The sequence below is a fragment of the Marinisporobacter balticus genome (assembly GCF_004345705.1).
In the GTDB taxonomy this organism is placed as follows: domain Bacteria; phylum Bacillota; class Clostridia; order Peptostreptococcales; family Thermotaleaceae; genus Marinisporobacter; species Marinisporobacter balticus.
Genome location: NZ_SLWV01000002.1, coordinates 254,465 through 277,720, shown reverse-complemented (window position 1 = coordinate 277,720; position 23,256 = coordinate 254,465). Strand labels below are relative to the sequence as shown.

Below are 23,256 nucleotides of genomic sequence, written 5' to 3'. Positions count from 1 at the left end.
AATGTTAAGGAGTGTTAAGGTATGTCAAATAATAATATTGAACGAATGAAAAAAATCATTGAAGAAAAAAAGAAAATAAGTTCACAACAAGGTTCCACTGATGGAACAGCGAATAAAAAAAGTGGAAGTTACCAAAAGGCATTTAAAAATACCAAACGAGGCGGTGCGTTTGATAAATAAAAAATCAATAGATACATATATAATGCTATTCAAAATACGACTGAAAGAGGATTAATAAAATGAATGGAACGAAACGGGAAAATATAAAAGTAGGTAGAAAAGTCATGGTTGTTCAAAAACAAGATCAGCGTTCAGGTAAATTAACAGAGGGCGTAGTTCAAAGGATTCTTACAAAGTCGCCTAATCATCATCATGGGATTAAAGTTATGCTTGAGAGTGGCATTGTTGGTAGAGTTAAGGAAATAGTGAATTGAATATTTAGGTAATATAAAAGGCATCTATCGACGAAAGATAGATGCTTTTGTTGTTTTTTAAAGTCTATCGTTCTTATGGTATTTATTGTGTTTATTATTTTTATTGTTTCTACTATTTTTATTTACTTTTTTGATAAGTGTATTATTGTTCATTTGTTTGTTTTTATGTTCTTGTGAAACATTTAGTTTTGCATCATTCCCCATACTGATTCGTTTGATTTTCATATTGATGAAATTTTCAATGGCTTCAAGCTTTTCTTCATTTTTCATCGTTATAAGTGTATAAGCAACACCGACATAGCCAGCCCGACCCGTTCGTCCGATTCTATGAATGTAGCTTTCTACATTATGAGGCATGTCATAGTTGATAACATGCGTAATACCATCAACATCAAGTCCACGGGCTGCAACATCTGTTGCGATTAAAAATTTTACTTCATTGTTTCTAAAGGACTTCATTACAAATTCTCGCTTTGCTTGGGTTAAATCTCCATGAAGTGCAGCTACACTATAACCTGCATTAAGCAACTCTTCGTATAGTGTATGCGTTCTTATGCGCGTTTTACAAAATATAATGGCTTTGCTAGGATAATCTTGGTGTAGAATTTTTAATAAAGCAGGAAGTTTTTTTCTATTTGAGGTTTGAACAACAATCTGAGATATATTTTCAAGGAGTATCTGTTTTTTTGGAGCTATTACTTGTTTTGGATTGATCAAATATTTATATAAAAATTCATCTATGTTGGTATTCATGGTCGCAGAAAAGCATAAAGTTTGTCTGGTTTTGGGTAATGCACTTAAAATGCTATCAATCTTTCTATTGAATCCAATATGAAACATTTGATCCGCTTCATCTATTACAACTGTTTTTAAATGATCAAAATGAATAGTACCTCTGCTGATGTGATCGTTGATTCTCCCTGGGGTGCCAATAACCAGTTGGATGTTGCCACTTAGTTTATGTAACTGTGCGTTAATGTCTTGTCCACCGTAAGCTGCAAGTATATGGAGGGGTTTTAATTTTGCAAGTTGTCTAGCTACGTCAGTTATTTGAATAGCAAGTTCACGAGTTGGTGTAATAATTAGACCTTGAATATTATTATTTTCAATATCAAAATTTTGAAATAGAGGAAGAAGGAATGCAAGCGTTTTTCCTGTTCCTGTTTGCGCTTCTGCAATTAAATCTTTATGATTTAAAATAATTGGAATACTTAAAGATTGAATTGGCGTAGGTGTAGTAATACCTTGATTTTCAAGGGCATATACTAAATCATTTTTTATTCCTAATTTATAAAATGTAATCATATATAGTTCCTCTCGATTTATAAGAATGGTTTTAAATGTGAATCAATTTATTATAGCAGAGATAAAGAAAAATATCTTGTTCTTTAATTAATTATATTTTAAAGTGTTCGCTTTTTATGTCTAAAATATTATAGAAACAGTACTTTTATTATATTATTCTTTAAGAAAAAAGATGTTATAATGACCTATATTCTGTTAGAATATACAATGTAATGTTGTATATAAAAACATTTATGTTGAGATCGGGGGAGGGCGGAATATAGATGATTAAAATTCGATTGAAGAAAGTTTTTCTTTCTTCTAGCTGGATCTTTTTACTAATTTTAACATTCTCTTTTTCAAGTATGGGAGAAGCGTACCTTGATTCTCCATCTAAAATACAGGATAAGCTAAATAATATTTCTAATGAGGAAAAAGAAGTACTTGGTAAAATGTTTGTTTTAAGCCAGGAGATAGAAGGTATGGATAAAGCTGAATATGAAATTGCTCATGATATGGATACAACAAAGCAAGAAATTGAAAAATTGGAGATAGTGATTACGAATGAAGCAATCACATATGAAAGAAATAGGGATATTTTGAAAGAGATTCTTAAAACATATCAGAAAAGTGGTCCTGCATCTTACATAGAGATTATTTTAGATTCAGATAGCCTAAAGACGTTTATACAAAGGTTAAATATTTTACGAGATCTTACTAGCAATACAGCTAGTCTCCTAGAGTCGTTAGAGTTAAATAAAACTAAATTAACAACTCAAAGACGAAGTCAAGATGAAAAACTAGCTTTGATAAAACATCAGCAGAAAAAGTTACAAGAAACATTAGAAAAAAAATTAAAGCTAAAAGAAGACTTGGAAAATGTTTTAGCTTCTCTTGCAGAAGAAAGGGGTCATTATCAAGAATGTCTAATGAATTTTCAACAGATGTGGAAGGAGACGCAGTCAATTTTTCCAGAGATAATAAAGACAGTTTCACAGATTATAGAAAAAGGAAATTTGCCAATGAATACCATTAAAACAACTTTTTCATCTGCTGGTATCAAGGGCGTTCTTGAAGAAAAAACATTTAATAAAATAGTAGCAGATTATCCACTTTTGTCAAAAATTTCATTTCGATTCGAGTTAGATAGGGTTAGAATGGAAATGCCAGAAAAGAACATTGTTTTATTAGGGAAGTTTGTTATTGTAGATGGACAGGCTTTGAAATTTGAAGTGGATCAAGTCGCATTTTATGGAATGCAACTAGATAAGTATTCTTTAGAAGAATTATTTAGTGAGGGTAGTTTGATTTTGAATCTAAAACCAGTGTTAGGGAAAAGTGTTTTAAAATCTATTAAGATTCATGATAAATATATTGAATTACGTTTATGATAGGGGGGGGTAGAAATGATTGAAGCAAAAGATATCTGTTTAAAGTATCCAGATGGTACAATGGGATTACAAAATATTGATTTTAAAATTGAAACGGGTGAAGTCGTGTATATTACAGGACCTAGTGGGTCTGGTAAAACGAGCATCTTAAAGCTTTTAATGGGAATAGAATATCCAACAACGGGTTCTTTGAAAGTTTTTGGACAATCCATGACGAAAGACAAAGTTATGGAAATTAGAAGGTTGAGAATGATTATTGGCCCTGTGTTCCAAGACTTTAAACTACTTAAGGGCAGAACGGTAATAGAAAATATTATATTGGGTATGCGTTTTCTAGGATTCTCTAAAAAACAAATGAAGAAAAATGCAGGTAGTGCTTTGATAAAGGTTGGGTTAGAACATAAAGCTCTTTCTCTTGTAGATAATTTATCTTTAGGAGAAAGTCAGAGGATAGCAATAGCACGCGCGTTGGCTAGAAAGCCTTCCTTAATCATTGCGGATGAACCTACAGGTAATTTAGATAAAGAAAATGCCTTAAATATCCTAGAATTATTAACTTTATCGAAAGATCCTAAAACCACGGTGATCATAACCACCCATGCCACGCATTTAATTGAAGATATTAAAGAAGGAATGCGTGTGCAAATGGATGGAGGACATATACTTTGTGAAAGGATAGGAGAAGTGTAAATGAAAAATATAATCTATAATATGGGATATTTTTTAAAAGAAGCAAAGACAATTATCCAATTAAACCTGTTATCTAACGTATTTTCTGTTTTAAGTACGGGACTCATTTTTTTTATTCTAGCAATGGTTATCTCAGGATGGTGGGCAAGTAGCCATGTTGTTGAACTAATAAAGGATGAAGCAGAAATAAGTGTTTACTATAATGAAGAATTGGATAATGATAGAATTTTAGAATTGATTAAAAATATTAAGGCAATCCATGGTGTTCAGAAGGTAAGAAGTGTGGATGCAATTGAAGCTTACCATAGAATGGAAGAAATCATGGGAAAAGATGCGAAAGTTTTAGAGATTTTCGATGATAATCCTTTCAGTCCATTTATCGAGGCCCAAATAAATTTGGAAGAAATGAATCTAGTTTTGGAAAAACTACATGAGATTCAGGACATTGATCATGTTAGAGATAATAGGGCAGTGTTGGATCGGCTTAAAAGTATATCTAGTATTGTAAAGTTTTTGGGCACCTTGGTTGTAACAGCTGTAGGAATTTCTACATTGGTTATCACCGCCCATATTATAAGACAGGGAGTATATAGCAATAGAGAGCAGATTAATACGTTAAGACTATTAGGGGCTCCAGAGGGTTTTATTGTGTTGCCATTTTTGTTAGAGGGATTATTATTGACATTAGGTGGTGGTGTACTTGCAGCGGCTTTGGCTGTATTTACCCTTAATAATGTTTATGGGCAAGTAGTGGGACAACTTCCTTTTATTCCATTACCCGCTAGAGAAGTTTTGGTAAGTGGAATCATAGTATTAATGTTGTTGATTAGTATAACTTTAGGTATTCTAGGTAGTTTGTTCGGATTGTTAACGGCTAGAAGTAACTGCGTTTAATTATTCTTGCAAGCTGTACAAGATTTATTACTTTATTTTTAAAGATAGATTGTAAGGCATCTGTAATCTAAAAGTACAGATGTTTTTGTAATATCATTGACAAAAATTGAGAAACAGAGTAGCTTAAAGAATGTGTATAAAACAAAAAAGTTACCCATATAATCATGTGTAATTATTATATAAATATAAAGAGAGGATGGGGTGAAATGTTAAAAAAGCTTGAGAACATGAGTAAAGTTCAATTAATTTATTTTTTTATTATTGCATTTACAGCACTAGGATTAGGGCTTAGCAATGATGTGATAGCTAACTATTTTAAAGATGCTTATCAAATTACAGCATATGAACGGGGACTTATAGAATTTCCAAGGGAATTACCAGGTGTACTTGTTATATTTATTGTTGCGTCATTATCAATATTTTCAGATGTGCGCATTGCTATGGGGGCACAATTGTTGAGTATTATTGGTATAGGCGCATTGGGTTTTATCACGCCACCCTTTGCAATTATGCTAATTTTTATTTTTATCAATTCTGTAGGAATGCATATGTTTATGCCGCTACAAGATAGTATAGGTATGTCATTGATTAAAAATGAGGGTATTGGTAAGAAGATGGGTCAGTATAAAGGTGTTTCTACGGTTTTTACTATGTTAGCGGGAATTTTGGTGTTTATTGGATTTAGGATAGGCTTTTTTAGTTTCAAAAGCAATATAAAGTGGATATTTATTATAGCAGCAGGTATTCTGGTAGTGGTATTTATTTTATTTTTTATTTTGGAAAAGCAAATAGGAAAATCAATTAAGAGCAACAAAAAAGTGAATTTTGTTTTTAGGAAAGAATATAGATATTATTATACTTTAGTAGTTATGTGGGGTGTACAAAAGCAGATCATGATTGTTTATGGACCTTGGGTACTGATTGATATATTAAATAAAAGGGCAGATACGTTAGCAATTCTAACTATTATTGGTTCCTTTGTAGGGGTATTCTTTATTCCAGCTGTTGGTAGATGGGTTGATCGATTTGGTATTAAGAAGTTACTTTATGCGGATGCATTATCTTTCATTGTCGTTTATTTGGTCTATGGTTTATTGAGTGCTGGGTTTTCAACAGGAACATTAGATACTATAGGTATTCCTTTATTTTTAGCCTACATGATATTTATAATTGATAGAATGTCTACTCAAATGGGGATGATAAGAACAATTTATTTGCGTTCTATAGCTGTGAAAAGTTCTGATATTACACCTACATTATCGTTAGGCCTTAGTCTAGATCATATCGTTTCAATTATCTGTGCTTACTTAGGAGGCGTTGTTTGGAGCTTATGGGGGCCGCAATATATATTCTTTTTAGCATCTGCACTTTCTATAGTGAATTTGTATGTAGCTAGTAAGGTAAGAGAAGATAAATTGACTAGGTGCATTTAAACGATAATTTTATGTTCAAGTTTAAATGAATTGAGGAAATAGGAGATTTAAAGCGCATCTAAATGGAAAAGGATAGATGTTGTTTATTGTTCTAATATGTCAGTGATACAAGAGGTACAAATGATGGTAGTTGAAATGAAAAATATTCTTTCTAATATTAAAAACAATGAGAAAACAGCTAGTATTGTTTCTTTGATCAATATTTTAAATGATGAATTTTTGTATAGCGATAAGGTATCAAATGTTTCTGTTGCAATAAAGAAAGATCTGCAAATTATGATTAATAAAGGCTTTTTTTAAAATGCATATATAAATGATGTAACAAGAGAAATAGTCATGACTTCCCCACAACAAAACATTGATACGGTACAATCAAATCATAGGAGTATGAAAGCGGTTGTATGTCAAAGTTGTGGTGTGAATAATAGTATATCAGAGAGTGAAGCTGGTGAGTGTGAATTTTGTGGGTCTATGATAAAACAAGATTTGAGTATTAAAATGATAAACAGAAAAATATAGAAGCAGAAAGAGGAAAAATAAGGACTATTAAATAATCCTTATTTTTTAATTTTATTTACCAATTAATTGTTTTTCTGCCATTTCAACTAGTTTTCTAGTGATTTGACCCGTGTGATAAGAAGCTAAATAACCTGAATCTATAGGATTATAATTTGAGACACCTAATTCTTCAGCCATTTCAATTTTGAATTGATCTAAAGCTGTTCTTGCTTCAGGAAATACAAGGTTTTTTCTTGTCATTAAAAAATCAACTCCTTAAACTGAGTTATAGTTAGTACTTATTAATAGTATGTGTATATTGTTTTAAATTATAACGATCAACAATATGAAAATCGATAATATAACATGGTAATGCTAAGGTTGATTTTTTATATTTTATTTTTTGAAAAAAGATTGTTCCTTTAGGTAATATTAGTGCTAATATTACCTAAATAGAATACTTTTATCTAGTAGATATGCATAATGTATGATAAAAAAAAGACAATGTATTAGAGCATAATTAGGAAGTTTTGTGACATGACATGACATGTCATGTCATAAATAGAGATTGAAATGATCATTTAATAAAGATAATAGGAACAATATAAGGGAAAGACTTAGGGGTTAGAAGGGAAAAATAAGCTATTTGAATACCATAATGAAAAATAATAAGAAAAATTATATACAAAAACACTATTTTTTGCTACAATTATACTGATAAAAAAATAACAAATAAGGAGGAGTACATATGGATTTGAAATGGTTTCGTGTGCCAAAAGATATTGTTTTTGGAGATGGTACGTTAGCTTATCTATCTACTTTAGAAGGAAAAAAGGCGATCTTAGTAACTGGTGGAAGTTCTATGAAAAAATACGGGTTTTTAGATGAGGCAAAAAAGCAATTAGAAAAAGCAGGTATGGAAGTAACACTATTTGATGGTGTAGAACCAAATCCTTCTGTTGAGACAGTTGAGAAGGGTGCAAAAGCAATGCTTGATTTTGAGCCAGATTGGATTGTTGCGATAGGTGGGGGATCTGCATTAGATGCTGCAAAAATTATGTGGGCTTTTTATGAGCATCCTACTTTAAAATTTGAAGATATTATTCAACCTGGATCTCTTCCAAAGCTTAGAAATAAAGCAAAATTTGTTGCAATACCATCTACGAGTGGTACAGCTTCAGAAATTACTGCATTTTCAGTAATTACAGATACAAAACAACATATTAAATATCCAATCGTATCCTATGAGATTACACCTGATGTTGCTATTTTAGATCCACAGCTTCCTTCAAAGATGCCACCACATATTACAGCAAACACAGGAATGGATGTTTTGGCACACGCTGTAGAAGCTTATGTTTCTACTACTGCTACAAGCTATACAGATCCATTGGCTATGGAAGCGATTACATTAGTATTTAGTAGATTACCAATCGCTTATGAAAAAGGTGATGATATAGAAGCGAGAAAAGATATGCATAATGCTTCTACATTAGCAGGTATGGCATTTACAAACGCTTCATTAGGATTGGTACATAGTTTAGCCCATAAAATTGGAGGAGAATTTGGCATTACCCATGGATTGACAAATGCAATTTTAATGCCTTATATTATCCAATATAATCGTAAAGCTACAGAGAAAGTAGATGCAATCGAAAAAGCATTAGCGATCGAAGATCTTCCAAGTGCGATTAAAGCATTGAATGAAAAATTAAATATTCCACTAACATTAAAGGATGTAACAGAAGTTGAAATATCAGAAGAAAAATTCTTAGAAGTATTAGACCGTATGTCTAAAAATGCATTTGAAGATCCTTGCACCCTTACGAATCCAAGAAATAGCAGTCCAGAAGATGTAAAAATGATCTACAGAGCTGCATTCTATGGAGAAGATCTTTAAAAAATATATAATAATGTATTGCTTAAACTAAATATAAGGCTAAAAAACATCTGAGATTGTAGATGTTTTTTTTGTGGTGTGGCCAGCATGGGCGCAATCTACAGGATATAAGTCCCGAACGCTGAAGGTGATATAGGCGTTAGCCAATAACAAGGGTGTCCACCGTGAGGTGGAATCTAAAGGAAGTCGAATAGCAAAATTCCGGTCTGAGGAACACGAATCACATAAAAGGCTGATTATAGTTGGATGAGTTTGCCATACAAAATAAAGTCCATGTCACCCGAAAGCTATTACATGTAGATGTGACAGATATATGGAATGAAAGATTGTGTTCTTACTTGGGGAGGTCGGCGGTTAGTCACCGCCTACTACTCAATTTTAAAGATAATTTTAAAATTAGAATATATACTATAAATATATGCTTAAATATGAAAAAATTGTAATTGTGCAACAATGATGTAAAAATACAACGAAAATCATGACAGGATGGAATGTCTCTATTCATCAAGAAAAATATCAGATTTCGAAATGAAAAAACGAAAAATGTTGCATTAATGCAATTTGATTTATATTTTCATTCATTTTTGGCTATAGAAAACAAGATGAAAGAATGCGTGAAAGTAAAATAAATAAGCTGAATATAAGTAAAATCAAATAAAAAGGTAGTGTAATAAAAAAAAACGAACACAAAGATATGAATGGCATGAGTTTTGCATATTCATTTTATGTGAAACGATTCACAAAAAGGAGAGGCTTTTAATAGCATTAATAACAAAAGAAGAATATATCGATAGTTTAAGAAAATTAGATGTAAAGGTATACATGTTTGAAGAATTAGTTGAAAAATTTTGTAGATCATCCAATCATCAGACCCTCTATAAACGAGGTAGGAATGACTTATAGATCTAGATCTATTCTTACGTATCGTGGAATTGCCTGTTCAGCAGAAGCTGGAAATTATCAAATAGACTTATTACTTGCAAATATCTGTAATCAAAATGTAACAAGATTCCCATATGAAATTACAAGACTTACAGAAGATATTGCAGGTGGACTTATGGTAACAATGCCATCAGAAAAAGATTTCAAACATTCAAAGCTTGGGCCAATCTGTCAGAAATACTCCAAGGGTGTAGATGATGTACCAACAGAGCATAGAATGCGTATATTAAGATTAGTTGAAAATATGACATTAGGAACAGCAGCAGCTACAAAATAGATCAGAGAATTATAAAGTCGGTAGGAGGGAAGATCCTTTCCCTTTTTTATAACTAAGGGCTATAAAAAAAAAGATTATAAAAAAAAAGGAGGAAATGTTATGGCGATGAAAAGAGAATTAGGAAAAGAGCAACCGTATATTCCAGTAGGACCATTTAAAATTCGTGTTCCGTTTATCCATTATAAGTTTGAATGGGCAGACTATATTCAAGGATTATTAATGTGTGCTGTATGTCTTGGCGCGGTTCCAATGCTTCAAGAATATTTGGGAATGCCTTTTGAAGTAGCGATGGCGGTAGTTGTATTAAATGGACTATTCTACTGTGCACACGTATTTTTAGGAGATCCAGTAGTACCTGGATGGGTAACACCAGCTATTCCGCTTTTAATGCTTCATATAAGTCAATATGAAATGGGTTCTGAAAGAATGCAAGCGTTAATTGCATTTGAGATGTCTTTAGGTATTTTAGCAATCATTTTAGGTGTTACAGGCTTTGGTAAAAAAATCGTTTCTATCGTTCCAAACGCAATGCAGTCAGGAATTATAATGGGCGCAGGTTTTGCTGCTGTTATTCTTATATTTAATAAAGGTGCTAAATTTGATAGTTTTCCAATCTCTATTATTATTTGTGTAGGATTAGGTTTTTATCTTTTATTCTCAAACCATTTTAAAAGTATCAGAGAAAAGAATTCTATTTTAAAGATTATCGCAAACTTAGGTATTTTACCAGTTGTTGCGCTTGCTATTATAGTAGGACCTATGCTAGGAGAGACGCCGTGGCCTCAAATAGAGTGGGGAATTACAAAACCCGCGTTTGTTACATTGTGGAGAGAATGGACATTCTTTGGAGTCGGTTTCCCAAAGGCAAGTATGTTTATTGAAAGTTTACCTACAGTTATTTCTGCATATATTGTATTATTTGGAGACATGATTCAATCACAAGCATTACTTGAGGATGCAGGAAAAGTTCGTATAGATGAACATATTGATTACAATCCGAATAGATCACACTTAGTATTTGGTTTAAGAAACTTTGTAATGTCTATTATTGGACCAGATTTAACCATGTGTGGACCTCTTTGGGCAGCAATGGAAGTGGTTATTTGTGAACGTTATAAGCATGGAAGAAATGCAATGGACTCAATACATGGTGGAGCAGGTTCTTTTAGATTTGGTACTTTTACAGGATATCTAATTCTTCCAATTGTTACGCTTTGTAAACCTATATTAGGAATAGCGCTTGCATCTACGATGTTGATTCAAGGATATGTTTCTGTTCGTGTTGGCGTTATGAAAGCACGTACGTTTAATGATTTAGGTATTGCTGGTGTCATGGGTGCTGTACTTTGTACGCGTGGAGCAGCATGGGGACTTGCAGCGGGAATTATTCTTTGTTTGCTTGTTAATCTAGGCAACAAGCCAGAATATGATGTATATGTATTTGAAGAAAAAGAAGTAGCGTAGAAAAGTTTAAATATTATAATATAAAGAACAGATAGTCTTTTGATAAAGGGAGAAATTTGTTAGAAGTAATAAAATGTTGCAATGTTGCAATAAAGATGCATTGTTGCAACGAGGATGATTAGGATACGCAATGATTCTAACTATCAGAGTAGTTGATTATTTTTTAACAGATACATACAAGAAATGTTGCATTAGTGCAATTAAATGTATTTTGTTATCTTATTATAATCACAAAAGCAGTGATGATAATAATTTTTTTAGAAACCCAAAACTAGTAAATTCAAACAAGAGAAGATGATGAGCTAGGAAGACTATTTAAATAGGCTAAAATTAAAATAATGGCATGAAGTTTGCAATAATTTTATATGGATATAGAAATATTTGTGCAAAAATATAAGAAATAGCTATACAAATACTTAAATATTTGTTAAAATAATAACAATATTAAAAAGGGGAGAGGATTTAAATGGCATTAATGACAAAAGAGCAATATCTGGATAGTTTAAGAAAATTAAATGTAAAAGTGTATATGTTTGGAGAATTAGTTGAAAATTTTGTAGATCATCCAATTATCAGACCCTCTATAAACGCGGTAGGAATGACTTATGATTTAGCGCATGATCCACAATATGAAGATTTAATGACTGCTACATCAAACTTAACAGGAGAAAAAGTAAATCGTTTTACACATCTACATCAAAATACAGATGATTTAAGAAAAAAAGTAAAAATGCTAAGATTACTTGGACAAAAAACTGCAACCTGTTTCCAACGCTGTGTAGGGATGGATTCATTTAATGCAGTATATAGTACAACTTTTGAAATCGATCAAGCACATGGAACAAAGTATCATGAAAACTTCAAAAAATATTTAGAGTATGTACAAGCAAATGATTTAACTGTAGATGGTGCGATGACAGATCCAAAAGGAAATAGAGGACTTGCACCAAGCAAACAAGCAGATCCAGATTTATTCTTACGTATTGTAGAACAAAGAGAAGATGGAATTGTTGTAAGAGGTGCAAAAGCACATCAAACAGGGTCAATCAACTCACATGAGCATTTGATCATGCCAACAATGGCAATGAGAGAAGGAGACGAAAGCTACGCAGTATCATTTGCAATACCAACAGATGCAGAAGGAATCTTTATGATATATGGTCGTCAAAGCTGTGACACAAGAAAATTAGAAGAAGATGCAGATGTAGATTTAGGAAATAAAGAATTTGGTGGACAAGAAGCATTAGTTGTATTTGATGATGTATTTATTCCAAATGATAGAATCTTCTTAAATGGAGAAGTAGAATTTGCAGGTATGCTTGTAGAAAGATTTGCAGGATATCACCGTCAAAGTTATGGTGGATGTAAAGTAGGAGTAGGCGATGTATTAATCGGTGCAGCCGCAGTAGCAGCAGACTTTAATGGTGCTGCAAAAGCGACACATGTGAAAGATAAATTGATTGAAATGACCCATTTAAATGAAACATTATATTGTTGTGGAATTGCCTGTTCAGCAGAAGGATATCCAACGGAAGCTGGAAATTATCAAATAGATCTATTACTTGCAAATATCTGTAAGCAAAATGTAACAAGATTCCCATATGAAATTACAAGACTTGCAGAAGATATTGCAGGTGGACTTATGGTAACAATGCCATCAGAAAAAGATTTCAAACATCCAAAGCTTGGGCCAATCTGTGAGAAATACTTCAAAGGTGTAGATGATGTACCAACAGAGCATAGAATGCGCATATTAAGATTAGTTGAAAATATGACATTAGGAACAGCAGCAGTTGGATACAGAACAGAATCAATGCATGGAGCAGGTTCACCACAAGCACAAAGGATCATGATTGCAAGACAAGGAAATTTAGCACATAAAAAAGAGTTAGCTAAGAAAATTGCAAGAATTGATGAAGCGTCTATTGCACAAAGAGAAGCAGCGGCTGCTAAAAAATAGAAAAATATTGATATAATAAATGGGGTGGAAAAATCCACCCCAATATTATAGTGGGGTGATCGCATGTTTGATAGGGTTAACGAAGTGATTGAATCAAAAATAAAACCAAAGCTTATAGCACATTATGGAAATATTGAATTAGTAAAAGTAGAGAACGGAATTGTAGAAGTAAAATTGTTAGGAGCATGTAGTGGTTGTCCATCTGCAAAATTTACTTTGGAAGATATTGTTTTAGTGGGTTTGCAAGAAGAAATTCCAGAAGTGAAAGAAGTGCTTTTAGTGAATGAAGTGAGTGGAGAGCTGATTGATATGGCAAAAAAAATATTAAACAAAGAAAAGTAAGGAGAATGATTTTGAGAATAGGCGTAAAATATTGTGGCGGGTGTAATCCACGGTATGAACGTAAGGCATTTGTAGATAAAGTGAGTAAAAACCTTGGAGAAATGTATGATTTGGTAGTTGCAAAAGAAGGAGAAATCTATGATTTCATTTTGGTAATGGGTGGCTGCATGAATTGTTGTGCGAATTTTAAACACGTTGAAACCCGCAGAGGTGTTTTTTGTGTAAAAAGTGCAGCAGACTATGAAAAAGTTTTGAATGCAATCACAAAAATAGGTGAGTAATAGAAAGGATGAATAAGATGCGTTGGCAAGATATCTATACATCAAAATTAACAACGGCGCAAGAGGCTGTAAAAAATATTCAATCGACAAATAGAGTCGTTATTGGACATGCGTGTAGTGAGCCACTAGAATTAGTAGATGCAATGGTTCATAATAAAGATCAATATGAAAATGTAGAAATTGTTCACATGGTAGCTATGGGTAAAAGTGAATATGCAAAACCGGAAATGGCAAAACATTTTAGGCATAATGCACTATTTGTAGGCGGTTCTACTAGAAAAGCAGTAAATGAAGCAAGAGCAGATTATACACCTTGTTTCTTTACAGAAGTGCCAAGATTATTTAAAGAAGACTATTTACCTGTGGATGTGGCACTTATCCAAGTAAGCCGTCCAGATGAACATGGATATTGTAGTTTTGGACTTTCGTGTGACTATACAAAACCAGCAGCAGAATGTGCAAAATTGGTTATTGCAGAAGTTAATGATCAACTACCAAGAACGATGGGAGATAATTTTATTCATATATCTGAAATAGACCATATTATTGAAACATCTTATCCAATTATAGAGTTAAATCCACCTAAAATTGGTGAAATAGAAAAACAAATTGGTGAAAATTGCGCGAAATTGATTGAAAATGGATCTACGTTACAATTAGGTATTGGTGCAATTCCAGATGCAGTGCTATTATTTCTAAAAGATAAAAAAGATTTAGGGATTCATTCAGAGATGTTTTCAGATGGGGTTGTTGAATTAGTAGAAGCAGGTGTGATTAATAATAAGAAGAAAACATTACATAAAGGAAAAATGGTTGTAACCTTCTTAATGGGAACAAAGAGACTTTATGATTTTGTTGATAATAATCCATCTGTTGAATTATACTCTGTAGATTATGTAAATAATCCATGTGTGATTATGCAAAATGACAATATGGTTTCAGTAAACTCTTGTATCCAAATAGATTTAATGGGTCAAATTGTTTCAGAAAGCATTGGACTTAGACAATTTAGCGGTGTAGGTGGACAGGTTGATTATGTACGTGGGGTAAGTATGGGAAAAAACGGAAAATCTATCATTGCGATTCCATCAACGGCATCAAAAGGAACGGTTTCTCGTATTGTTCCACTAATAGATGAAGGATCAGCTGTTACAACGACACGTAATGATGTACATTATATCGTAACAGAATATGGTATTGCAAGCCTTAGAGGAAAGAGTTTAAAAGAGAGAGGTCGCGCGCTAATTCATATTGCGCATCCAGACTTTAGACCTATGTTAATAGAAGAATGGGAAAAGAGATTTGATTGTAAATTCTAATGATTCTGATAAAAATTGAAAGGGTGGATAGGATGAAATTTTTTAAATTACCAACACAAATTCATAAATTTGACGCATTTAAAGGTTTTGCAGAAGCGTTTGAAATCGGAGAAGGGGATTTAGTATTAACACATGAATTCATTTATGACCCGTTTATGAAGCCACTAAATTTAAAGGCAGATTTCTTAATGCAAGAGAAATATGGTTTAGGTGAGCCATCAGATGAAATGATTGATAAGATTTTAATGGAAGTAGTAGACAAACCTTATAAAAGAATCATTGCAATTGGTGGAGGCACTGTTATTGATATTGCAAAACTATTAATATTTGAAGATGGAAAAAATGCAATTGATATGTTTGAGAAGAAAATTGATTTTATTAAAGATAAAGAATTAATTATTGTGCCTACAACTTGTGGAACAGGAAGTGAAGTAACAAATATTTCAATTGCTGAAATTAAAGCAAAGGGTACAAAAATGGGATTGGCAATTGATGAATTATATGCAGATGTAGCTGTTTTAATTCCAGAGCTTGTGAAGGGACTGCCATACAAATTCTTTGTATATAGTTCTATTGATGCATTGATTCATGCGATCGAATCTTATGTATCTCCAAATGCAAATGAATTTACACAAATGATCAGTGTAAGAGCAACAGAGATGATTTTAAAAGGCTATCTACAAATTATTGAAAAAGGTGAAGAATATCGTTTAGAGATATTAGAAGATTTTGTAGTTGGAAGTAATTATGCAGGAATTGCATTTGGAAATACTGGAGTAGGTGCTGTTCATGCACTATCTTATCCACTCGGGGGTACATACCATGTTCCTCATGGAGAAGCAAATTATCAATTCTTTACAGAAGTATTTAATACATACAACAGATTAGATCCAAATGGAAAGATTAAAGAATTAAATAGGGTACTAGCAAATCTTTTAAATGTAGAAGAAAGTGATGTATATACTGCACTTTCAGGTATATTAGATAAGTTGTTAAGTAAAAACCCACTAAAAGAATATGGTATGAAAGAAGAAGAAATTGAAGGCTTTACAGATGCTGTAATAGCAGGACAACAAAGATTGCTTGCAAACAACTATGTGCCCCTTTCAAGAGAAGAAATCTTAAATATCTATAAGAATCTATATTAAAAAAAGCCTTTTAAAGATAGGGTGAGAGTATAGAGTAAAATTAGTTTTTCTAATGATTAATTAGATATAAATGATTGTAAGCAGTTTTAAAATACGGTAAACTTTTTTTTATGAGGACATTTCTTTTTGGTAGATTGTTTAAGTAATTACTATCTTATAGAAAACAGTCCTCTTTTTTTTTGCGGTTAGTACTGTACAGTAAAAAGTTGTGTTTACTTATGAAGGGACATTAGTTTACAAGTAAATTAAGTTATATCTTTACTATTAAGAAAAGATATAATAAGAAACCCTCGAAAATTAATTTCTGCGTCAAAGTAATGGAAATAGTATGTTTTATTTTTTGACGACTTTCAAATTGATATTTTGAAAAACTTTCATCAATAAACGGCAATACAGAAATTAATGTGAATGTGATTACCAATAGATGTACATACCGTTCGATAGCAGCTTTGTTACGTACCATATGATTACCAAACGACCAGAAAAATTTATGTTGATAAAAATTACTTCAATATTCTAACACAAACTGTATGCACATAATGGTAGTTGATTATCTTAAATCTGATCAAACTTCACATCTTGCAGTAAATAAACATTCTTTTCTGTCAATTCTGCAACTACTCTTGCTTAGTAATTACGCATATTTCTTATGATAATTCTGGAAAAATAAAGGAATATGGAGAAATTCAGTATATAGATCCGTAAAAAGGTTTATCTTTTTATAAGACTCTCACGGCTATAAGTGGGAGTTAAAGTTAATTTAGATGTTCAAATTTGCTGAATGAGTTTACTGTAGAATAAAGGGAGTGAATAATTATGCTATCATATGAACTAAATGAAATCTTAGAATCTATATTTCAAGAAGGGGTGATCCTTTCATTTTTGAATGGTATTGATAAGGGTTTAATAATTGTAGATAAAAATGAATCTATTATTTTTGTTAATAAAAAAGCACAAGTGTATTTGAAAAAAAAACCAGAAAACATACGAGGAAAAAAAATAAATGAAATTATTTCGTTCAATAAAATACAGTCGGTATTAATAGAAGGGTTATGTTTTTGTGATGTAAAAGCGGTATTTAAGCAAGAAACAAATTTTATAAATATTAGCCCGATAGAAATTAATCGAGATATAATGGGAGCTGTAGTCGTCTTTGAAGATGCAAACGATCATGAAAATTATATTAATACGTTAAAACTTTGTAACAGTATCAGTAGGGAACTCGAATCAGTATTTAATTCTTCTTATGATGAAATCATTGTTACAGATCCAAATGGAAATATATTAAAGATGAATGAAGTATATAAGAAATTTTATAATCTTGAAGAGGATAGTTTTATAGGAAAAAATGTTTTTGAACTACAAAATATGGGGGTTTTCAGTCCATCAGTTACAACGAAAGTTATCAAAGAAAAGAAGAGGATTTCAATTACGCAAAAAACAAATTCAGGAAAGGTATTAATCGTTACAGGACATCCGATTTTCGACGGAAATGAGAATTTGATATTTGTTATAAGTATGGCGAAAGATATTACAGAAATATATGAACTGAGAGAAAAATTAAGTGAAGCTAGAAAGACTGCTCAGAAATATTATTATCAATTAGAGCTATTAAAGCAGAAGGAAGATAAGAAAGGCGGGATCTTACATAAAAGTTTAAAAATGAAAAAAGTAATGTGTATATCTCAAAAAGTAGCACATGTTGATTCTAATGTTTTAATTAGTGGAGAATCAGGCGTAGGGAAAAGTATGTTGGCGCACGAAATTCATAAAATGAGTGATCGATGTCAGAGTAAATTTATGAGCATTAATTGTGGTGCAATACCAGAGACTTTATTGGAGTCAGAGTTATTTGGCTATGAAAAAGGTGCATTCACTGGTGCAAGAAAAGAGGGAAAAATAGGGAAATTAGATTTAGCGCATAAAGGAACTTTATTTTTAGATGAGATTAGTGAATTGCCTATGCAGATGCAAGTCAAAATTTTAAAAGCAATTCAAGAAAAGAAATTCACAAGGGTGGGAGGAACAGAAACATTAACATCTGATTTTAGATTGATTACTGCAACAAATAAAAATCTTAATAATATGGTAAAAGAAGGTCGATTCAGAGAAGATCTTTTTTATAGATTAAATGTAATACCGATAGAAATTCCACCATTGAGAGAAAGAAAACGAGATATTATTATACTGATTCATCATTTTTGGGAGAAGTTAAATAGAAAATATGGAATAAATAGAAAAATAGATCAAGACGTATATAACTATTTGACGGATTATCATTGGCCTGGCAATGTGAGAGAATTAGAAAACTGTATTGAAAGAATTATGGTAACAGTAGATAAAGATATTATCCATGTATGTGATTTACCAGTATCATTAGGTGAAAGTAAAATGCATCAAGTTGAATGTAAAGAGATTATTCCATTGAAAAGGGCGATTGAAGAAACTGAAAAAGAAATTATCTTAAAAGCATACAAAAAATATAATAACACATACAAAGTAGCTGAGGTACTTGGTGTTAGTCAATCGACAATTGTGAGAAAATTAAAAAAATACGGTTGTTCAGATGTTAAATAATCATTTATTTTATTTCTGGAAGATATTTAAATTTTGGAATAATGCAATATTTGAGTTTTTGACTTAAAGAAACTGCATGAATGATTCATAAATGAATTATTCATGCAGTTTTGAATTAAATCTAAATACTAAAAATAGGGATTTAAACGACAGGATTCAAAAATGAATCTTTTTTGAAGAAATACTATATTTGTGGTAGGATCAAACATGTAAAATGCTTGGTTTAATATTGGCATGAATATTGCTCTGTTAATAAATGAACAATTTAAATTGTGAAAATGATGGAAAAATTTTAAGAAAATGCACATCATTATCATTTTAAATTGAATATACGGTAGTGTTGAATACTGTTAATCTAAGGAAAACGTTTTAATCATAAAGATATAGATCATTAACTTATGCATCTTTATGAAAATATTAACAATAAATTCATATGTTGCCGTATATGAATTTAATAATATAAAGGAGGCGAATAAATGACGCAAAAACGTGAGAATTTGGAAAAGGTTTACTCGAAAGGGGATGTACTCGCATTAGCATTTGGAGCCATGGTAGGCTGGGGATGGGTTATGCTTGCTGGCTATTGGGTTAAGGAAGCTGGATGGGTAGGTGCAATGGGAGCCTTTTTAATTGGGGCAGTCATGTGTATATTTGTCGGTTTGTGTTATGCAGAGCTTACGCCTGCATTGCCATGTGCAGGTGGAGGAATGGTATTTGCATATAGAGGTATGGGATATACGGCTTCATGGATTACGATATGGGCTACTTGTTTTGCATATATTGGTGTTGCTGCTTGGGAAGGGATTGCTATTTCTACTGCGATAGATTATGTTATTCCTATACCAAAGGCAGGATATTTATGGACTATTGCGGGTTATGATGTTTATTTTTCTTGGTGTGCAGTGGGTATGGCTGTAGGATTGATTTTACTTATAGTAAACTATATGGGTGGAAAAAGTGCAGCTTTATTTCAAACAATAGCTACAATTGGATTAACTGGAGTTGGAGTATTATTTATTGTAGGTGGAACAAGCATGGGAAATGCAGAATTTATGGGAGATATGTATACAAGTGGCAAGGGATTGATATCAGTTTTATTAATGGCTCCTGCTATGTATGTTGGATTTGACGTAATCCCACAGTCTGCTGAAGAAATGAATATTCCACTAAAACAGATTGCAAAAATTTTAATTTTGTCAATTTTCATGGCTGCAGCATGGTATATTTTAATGATTTTAGGGATTGCTAAGGCATGTCCAATTGAAGTAAGAAATAATGGGGCAGTTCCAGTAGCTGATGCTGCAGCATATTTATTTGGATCAGCTATGTGGGGGAAAATATTAATTATAGGTGCGTTATGTGGTATTCTTACTAGTTGGAATGGATTTATTGTTGGTGGTGCTAGAGTATTGTTTGCAATGGGTAGAGCGAAAATGCTTCCGCCAGTATTTGGTAAGGTACATCCCAAAACACAGTCTCCTTATGCAGCAATCATTCTTATTGGTATTATTTGTTTATTATCACCATTAATGGGGAAAAATGCATTGGTTTGGTTTGTTAATGCGAGTTCATTTGGTGTAGTTATTACGTACTTGATGGTATGTATATCATTCGTTTGTCTTAGAAAGAAAGAACCAAATCTAGAAAGGCCGTTTAAAGTTTCAAATGGAGTTATTATAGGATGGGTAGCTATTATTATCTCTGTTATATTTATTTCACTGTACTTACCATTTTCACCAGGTGCATTAGTATGGCCTTATGAATGGGGAATGATTCTTGGATGGATAGTATTAGGTGTTATTTTAGCAGTTATGACTAAAAAAGCATATCCTGATGTAACTGACAAGGAAAGAGAATATTTGATGTTTGGTGAAAAATACGCTAGAAAAGAGATTATAGGTAAAGGGTCAGATGTAGCTTAATAATTGAGTAAATAAACTATAAAATATTTATTAATATAGTTCATTAAATAAACATATCTAAGGAGGAATTTAAAATGTCAGAATTAAGATTAAGTGTACCTAAAATGGTTACTGAGTTACCAGGACGTAAGTCAAAGGAATTATTAAAATTAAGAGAGGAAAATGTTCCTGGTGGAGTATCATATGGTATACCTACTTTTATTAAACGTGGTGAAGGTGCAATGTTTGAAGATGTTGATGGGAATATTATGATGGATTTTGCAGGAGGTCTTGGGGTTTTAAATATAGGATATAGCCATCCAGAAGTTGTTGAAGTTGTAAAAGAACAATGTGAAAAATTTTTCCATACGAGTATTAATATTATTCAATATGAACAATATATTCGTTTAGCTGAAAAATTAAATAGATTAGTACCAGGAGATTTTAAAAAGAAAACAATGCTTGTAAATAGTGGTGCTGAAGCAAACGAAAATGCTATCAAAATTGCACGTAGATATACTGGACGTAGTGAAATTGTTACATTTACAGGAGCATTTCACGGAAGAACATCGTTAACAATGGCATTGACGAGTAAAGTAAAACCATATAAATTTGGTTTTGGTCCTTTCTCTGCTGGAATTCATCGTGCAGAATTTCCGTATATCTATCGTCGTCCAAAGGGAATATCAGAAGAAAATGCAGTAAAATATTTCGTTGAAAAATTAAGGAATTTCTTCTTAGAAGAAGTAAATCTTGAAGAGGTAGCTGCAATTATCATAGAACCTGTCCAAGGGGAAGGTGGTTTTATTACAGCTCCGATGGAATATGTTAAAGAATTAAGAAAGGTATGTGATGAAAATGGAATCTTGTTAATTTGTGATGAAGTACAAAGTGGTTACTGTAGAACAGGTAGAATGTTTGCTTGTGATTATTGGGCAGAGCATGGAATTTATACTGATATTATGACGAGTGCAAAATCTATTGCTGGAGGATTACCACTCAGTGCAGTAACTGCTAGAGCAGAGATTATTGAATCTTCTCAAGCTGGTGGTATTGGTGGTACATATTGTGGAAATCCAGTAGCAGCTACTGCTGCATTAAAAGTTATAGAAATTATGGAAAGAGATAATTTTGCGGATAAAGCAAATCATATAGCAGATATAGCTATGAATAGATTAAACGAAATGAAAGAAAAATATGAAATAATAGGAGATGTACGTGGTCTTGGTGCAATGATGGCAATTGAGTTAGTTAAAGATCAAGAAACAAAAGAGCCAGCTAAAGATGAAATAAAAGAAATCATTAAAGAATGTAATAAACAGGGCTTAGTCGTTTTAGATGCAGGGGTTAGAGGAAACAATATTCGTTTCTTGATGCCGCTTGTTATTACGGATGAACAGTTAAATTTTGGATTAGATATTATAGAAAATGCCATTGTAAAAGTATGTGAATCCGTTTATTCTTGCTGTTAAATCAAATCATAAAAGATAAGACAAAAAAATAATATCATAAAAAATTGGGATATAGCTCCAATTTTTTATGATTAATTAAAGCTGATTCTAATAAAGAATGTAAAATAGTTGAGTTGTGCCATTAAAGTTAAATTTAAACTAAATAATAAAATTATACATCGATAGTCCTAGAGGACATATGGCAACAGAAGATTTGAAGCAAGGTCAAACAATTGAACGATTTAGTGTTAACACATGAGTTTCTTTACGAGCCGTTTAGAAATATTAGAAGATTTTGTAGTTGGAAACAACTATGAAGGGATTGCATTTGGAAATACTGGAGTGAGTGCTGTTCATGCATGATCTTATCCATTAGGAGGTACATACCATGTTCCTCATGGAGAAGCAAAGTATCAATTCTTCACAGAAGTATTTAATACATATAACAGATTAGACCCAAATGAAAAAATCAAAGAATTAATATTATACTAGCGGGTCTTTTGAATGTAGGAGAAAGTGATGTATATACTGCACTTTCAAGAGAAGAAATCTTAAATATCTATAATAATCTATATTAAAAAAGCCTTTTAAAGGCTTTTTTTTTATAGATTATTCATCTAGTGATTCAATAGAATAACTTACTTTATATTTACTGCATTCATACAACTCTATTTCAATTCTAGGATGATCTTTATCAATATAGTCAAACAAAAGGACCGGTTTTAGCTGTCTATCATTTTCGATTATACCGCTTTTTTCAATGCCATCACAGATGCTTTTAGGATAATTATGTAAATCTCCCATTCTCTTGTTTAGGAAGTAAAGATGTATGATTGTAATAATATTTCCAGTTAGTGTGGGCCCAGTATATTGCTGATTAATAAAACCTGCGATTTTGTTTTCATAAGCTATGTACTTTCCGTGTTTACCTTCTCGAGGCATCCAAACTTGACCATGTATATTTTTAAGTTTGAAATTTGATTTGCTAATTGGTTTGCCGGGTACAATAATCTTTATCATTTTTACACCTCCAAAGGATATTCTAACATACAACTTGCATATAATAAATC

General features: G+C 32.0%; 21 protein-coding genes and 2 pseudogenes. 20 read left to right on the top strand and 3 right to left on the bottom strand.

Annotated features, from left to right (window positions below):
- The first annotated feature begins 21 nt into the window (after positions 1–21).
- Together EV214_RS18590 and EV214_RS02895 are read left to right on the top strand one after the other, a co-directional pair.
- Positions 22–180, top strand: a complete 159-nt coding sequence (locus tag EV214_RS18590; RefSeq protein ID WP_165916192.1) for a hypothetical protein — start codon at positions 22–24, stop codon at positions 178–180.
- Positions 181–239: 59 nt separating this feature from the next.
- Entirely contained in the window at positions 240–434 is a 195-nt protein-coding gene (locus tag EV214_RS02895; protein ID WP_132242504.1) for a YwbE family protein, read from the top strand.
- A 57-nt stretch (positions 435–491) separates the two neighbouring features.
- Here EV214_RS02895 and EV214_RS02890 read toward each other — a convergent pair whose 3' ends face one another.
- The gene (locus EV214_RS02890; protein WP_132242502.1) at positions 492–1,739 is read right to left on the bottom strand and encodes a DEAD/DEAH box helicase; all 1,248 of its coding nucleotides are present in this window, start codon (positions 1,737–1,739) and stop codon (positions 492–494) included.
- 263 nt (positions 1,740–2,002) lie between these two features.
- On the opposite strand from EV214_RS02890, the gene EV214_RS02885 reads away from it, so the two are divergent.
- The 6 genes from EV214_RS02885 to EV214_RS02860 all read left to right on the top strand — a co-directional run bounded on the left by EV214_RS02885 (position 2,003) and on the right by EV214_RS02860 (position 6,645).
- Positions 2,003–3,109, top strand: coding sequence for a coiled-coil domain-containing protein (locus tag EV214_RS02885; RefSeq protein WP_132242500.1), 1,107 nt, complete (start codon positions 2,003–2,005; stop codon positions 3,107–3,109).
- 15 nt (positions 3,110–3,124) lie between these two features.
- A complete protein-coding gene (locus EV214_RS02880) occupies positions 3,125–3,799 on the top strand; it encodes a cell division ATP-binding protein FtsE (RefSeq protein ID WP_132242498.1) in 675 nt (224 codons plus the stop codon).
- On the top strand, positions 3,800–4,693 hold the full coding sequence (locus tag EV214_RS02875) for a cell division protein FtsX (protein WP_132242496.1): 894 nt from the start codon (positions 3,800–3,802) through the stop codon (positions 4,691–4,693). It abuts the gene before it with no gap.
- Positions 4,694–4,899: 206 nt separating this feature from the next.
- Positions 4,900–6,126 (top strand): MFS transporter, encoded by a 1,227-nt coding sequence (locus EV214_RS02870; RefSeq protein ID WP_132242494.1) that lies wholly within the window; start codon positions 4,900–4,902, stop codon positions 6,124–6,126.
- Between the two features lie 123 nt (positions 6,127–6,249).
- A complete protein-coding gene (locus tag EV214_RS02865) occupies positions 6,250–6,426 on the top strand; it encodes a hypothetical protein (protein WP_165916191.1) in 177 nt (58 codons plus the stop codon).
- A gap of 36 nt (positions 6,427–6,462) precedes the next feature.
- Positions 6,463–6,645, top strand: coding sequence for a hypothetical protein (locus tag EV214_RS02860; protein ID WP_132242490.1), 183 nt, complete (start codon positions 6,463–6,465; stop codon positions 6,643–6,645).
- 51 nt (positions 6,646–6,696) lie between these two features.
- Here the strand turns inward: EV214_RS02860 and EV214_RS02855 are convergent, their stop codons facing one another.
- Positions 6,697–6,885, bottom strand: coding sequence for an alpha/beta-type small acid-soluble spore protein (locus EV214_RS02855; protein ID WP_132242488.1), 189 nt, complete (start codon positions 6,883–6,885; stop codon positions 6,697–6,699).
- A gap of 487 nt (positions 6,886–7,372) precedes the next feature.
- On the opposite strand from EV214_RS02855, the gene EV214_RS02850 reads away from it, so the two are divergent.
- The 12 genes and pseudogenes from EV214_RS02850 to EV214_RS19790 form a co-directional block, all read left to right on the top strand.
- Complete coding sequence (locus EV214_RS02850) at positions 7,373–8,524, top strand: iron-containing alcohol dehydrogenase (protein ID WP_132242486.1); 1,152 nt, start codon at positions 7,373–7,375, stop codon at positions 8,522–8,524.
- A gap of 928 nt (positions 8,525–9,452) precedes the next feature.
- Positions 9,453–9,731: pseudogene (locus EV214_RS02845) on the top strand (4-hydroxyphenylacetate 3-hydroxylase C-terminal domain-containing protein); the annotation flags it as partial.
- A gap of 111 nt (positions 9,732–9,842) precedes the next feature.
- The gene (locus tag EV214_RS02840) at positions 9,843–11,207 is read left to right on the top strand and encodes a hypothetical protein (RefSeq protein ID WP_132242484.1); all 1,365 of its coding nucleotides are present in this window, start codon (positions 9,843–9,845) and stop codon (positions 11,205–11,207) included.
- Between the two features lie 466 nt (positions 11,208–11,673).
- Positions 11,674–13,167, top strand: a complete 1,494-nt coding sequence (locus EV214_RS02835) for a 4-hydroxyphenylacetate 3-hydroxylase family protein (RefSeq protein ID WP_132242482.1) — start codon at positions 11,674–11,676, stop codon at positions 13,165–13,167.
- 63 nt (positions 13,168–13,230) lie between these two features.
- The gene (locus EV214_RS02830) at positions 13,231–13,509 is read left to right on the top strand and encodes a NifU family protein (protein ID WP_132242480.1); all 279 of its coding nucleotides are present in this window, start codon (positions 13,231–13,233) and stop codon (positions 13,507–13,509) included.
- Between the two features lie 11 nt (positions 13,510–13,520).
- Entirely contained in the window at positions 13,521–13,790 is a 270-nt protein-coding gene (locus EV214_RS02825; protein WP_132242478.1) for a hypothetical protein, read from the top strand.
- A 17-nt stretch (positions 13,791–13,807) separates the two neighbouring features.
- A complete protein-coding gene (locus tag EV214_RS02820) occupies positions 13,808–15,109 on the top strand; it encodes an acetyl-CoA hydrolase/transferase family protein (protein WP_132242476.1) in 1,302 nt (433 codons plus the stop codon).
- Between the two features lie 32 nt (positions 15,110–15,141).
- Entirely contained in the window at positions 15,142–16,257 is a 1,116-nt protein-coding gene (locus tag EV214_RS02815; protein ID WP_132242474.1) for a 4-hydroxybutyrate dehydrogenase, read from the top strand.
- Positions 16,258–17,073: 816 nt separating this feature from the next.
- Positions 17,074–18,834, top strand: coding sequence for a sigma 54-interacting transcriptional regulator (locus EV214_RS02810; protein WP_132242472.1), 1,761 nt, complete (start codon positions 17,074–17,076; stop codon positions 18,832–18,834).
- A gap of 476 nt (positions 18,835–19,310) precedes the next feature.
- A complete protein-coding gene (locus EV214_RS02805) occupies positions 19,311–20,756 on the top strand; it encodes an APC family permease (RefSeq protein WP_132242470.1) in 1,446 nt (481 codons plus the stop codon).
- 74 nt (positions 20,757–20,830) lie between these two features.
- Positions 20,831–22,207, top strand: a complete 1,377-nt coding sequence (gene gabT, locus EV214_RS02800; RefSeq protein ID WP_132242468.1) for a 4-aminobutyrate--2-oxoglutarate transaminase — start codon at positions 20,831–20,833, stop codon at positions 22,205–22,207.
- 354 nt (positions 22,208–22,561) lie between these two features.
- A pseudogene (locus EV214_RS19790) lies at positions 22,562–22,678 on the top strand (hypothetical protein); the annotation flags it as partial.
- 117 nt (positions 22,679–22,795) lie between these two features.
- Here the strand turns inward: EV214_RS19790 and EV214_RS02790 are convergent.
- Positions 22,796–23,206 carry a RusA family crossover junction endodeoxyribonuclease gene (locus tag EV214_RS02790; protein ID WP_132242466.1) on the bottom strand — a complete coding sequence of 137 codons (411 nt, stop codon included), beginning with the start codon at positions 23,204–23,206 and terminating at the stop codon, positions 22,796–22,798.
- Positions 23,207–23,256: the final 50 nt, after the last annotated feature.

What these genes read in the sequence shown, in the direction of transcription:
- EV214_RS18590 (WP_165916192.1), top strand. Translation starts at nt 22, where the DNA reads ATGTCAAATAATAATATTGAACGAATGAAAAAAATCATTGAAGAAAAA.
- EV214_RS02895 (WP_132242504.1), top strand. Translation starts at nt 240, where the DNA reads ATGAATGGAACGAAACGGGAAAATATAAAAGTAGGTAGAAAAGTCATG.
- EV214_RS02890 (WP_132242502.1), bottom strand. Translation starts at nt 1,739, where the DNA reads ATGATTACATTTTATAAATTAGGAATAAAAAATGATTTAGTATATGCC.
- EV214_RS02885 (WP_132242500.1), top strand. Translation starts at nt 2,003, where the DNA reads ATGATTAAAATTCGATTGAAGAAAGTTTTTCTTTCTTCTAGCTGGATC.
- EV214_RS02880 (WP_132242498.1), top strand. Translation starts at nt 3,125, where the DNA reads ATGATTGAAGCAAAAGATATCTGTTTAAAGTATCCAGATGGTACAATG.
- EV214_RS02875 (WP_132242496.1), top strand. Translation starts at nt 3,800, where the DNA reads ATGAAAAATATAATCTATAATATGGGATATTTTTTAAAAGAAGCAAAG.
- EV214_RS02870 (WP_132242494.1), top strand. Translation starts at nt 4,900, where the DNA reads ATGTTAAAAAAGCTTGAGAACATGAGTAAAGTTCAATTAATTTATTTT.
- EV214_RS02865 (WP_165916191.1), top strand. Translation starts at nt 6,250, where the DNA reads ATGGTAGTTGAAATGAAAAATATTCTTTCTAATATTAAAAACAATGAG.
- EV214_RS02860 (WP_132242490.1), top strand. Translation starts at nt 6,463, where the DNA reads ATGACTTCCCCACAACAAAACATTGATACGGTACAATCAAATCATAGG.
- EV214_RS02855 (WP_132242488.1), bottom strand. Translation starts at nt 6,885, where the DNA reads ATGACAAGAAAAAACCTTGTATTTCCTGAAGCAAGAACAGCTTTAGAT.
- EV214_RS02850 (WP_132242486.1), top strand. Translation starts at nt 7,373, where the DNA reads ATGGATTTGAAATGGTTTCGTGTGCCAAAAGATATTGTTTTTGGAGAT.
- EV214_RS02840 (WP_132242484.1), top strand. Translation starts at nt 9,843, where the DNA reads ATGGCGATGAAAAGAGAATTAGGAAAAGAGCAACCGTATATTCCAGTA.
- EV214_RS02835 (WP_132242482.1), top strand. Translation starts at nt 11,674, where the DNA reads ATGGCATTAATGACAAAAGAGCAATATCTGGATAGTTTAAGAAAATTA.
- EV214_RS02830 (WP_132242480.1), top strand. Translation starts at nt 13,231, where the DNA reads ATGTTTGATAGGGTTAACGAAGTGATTGAATCAAAAATAAAACCAAAG.
- EV214_RS02820 (WP_132242476.1), top strand. Translation starts at nt 13,808, where the DNA reads ATGCGTTGGCAAGATATCTATACATCAAAATTAACAACGGCGCAAGAG.
- EV214_RS02815 (WP_132242474.1), top strand. Translation starts at nt 15,142, where the DNA reads ATGAAATTTTTTAAATTACCAACACAAATTCATAAATTTGACGCATTT.
- EV214_RS02810 (WP_132242472.1), top strand. Translation starts at nt 17,074, where the DNA reads ATGCTATCATATGAACTAAATGAAATCTTAGAATCTATATTTCAAGAA.
- EV214_RS02805 (WP_132242470.1), top strand. Translation starts at nt 19,311, where the DNA reads ATGACGCAAAAACGTGAGAATTTGGAAAAGGTTTACTCGAAAGGGGAT.
- gabT (WP_132242468.1), top strand. Translation starts at nt 20,831, where the DNA reads ATGTCAGAATTAAGATTAAGTGTACCTAAAATGGTTACTGAGTTACCA.
- EV214_RS02790 (WP_132242466.1), bottom strand. Translation starts at nt 23,206, where the DNA reads ATGATAAAGATTATTGTACCCGGCAAACCAATTAGCAAATCAAATTTC.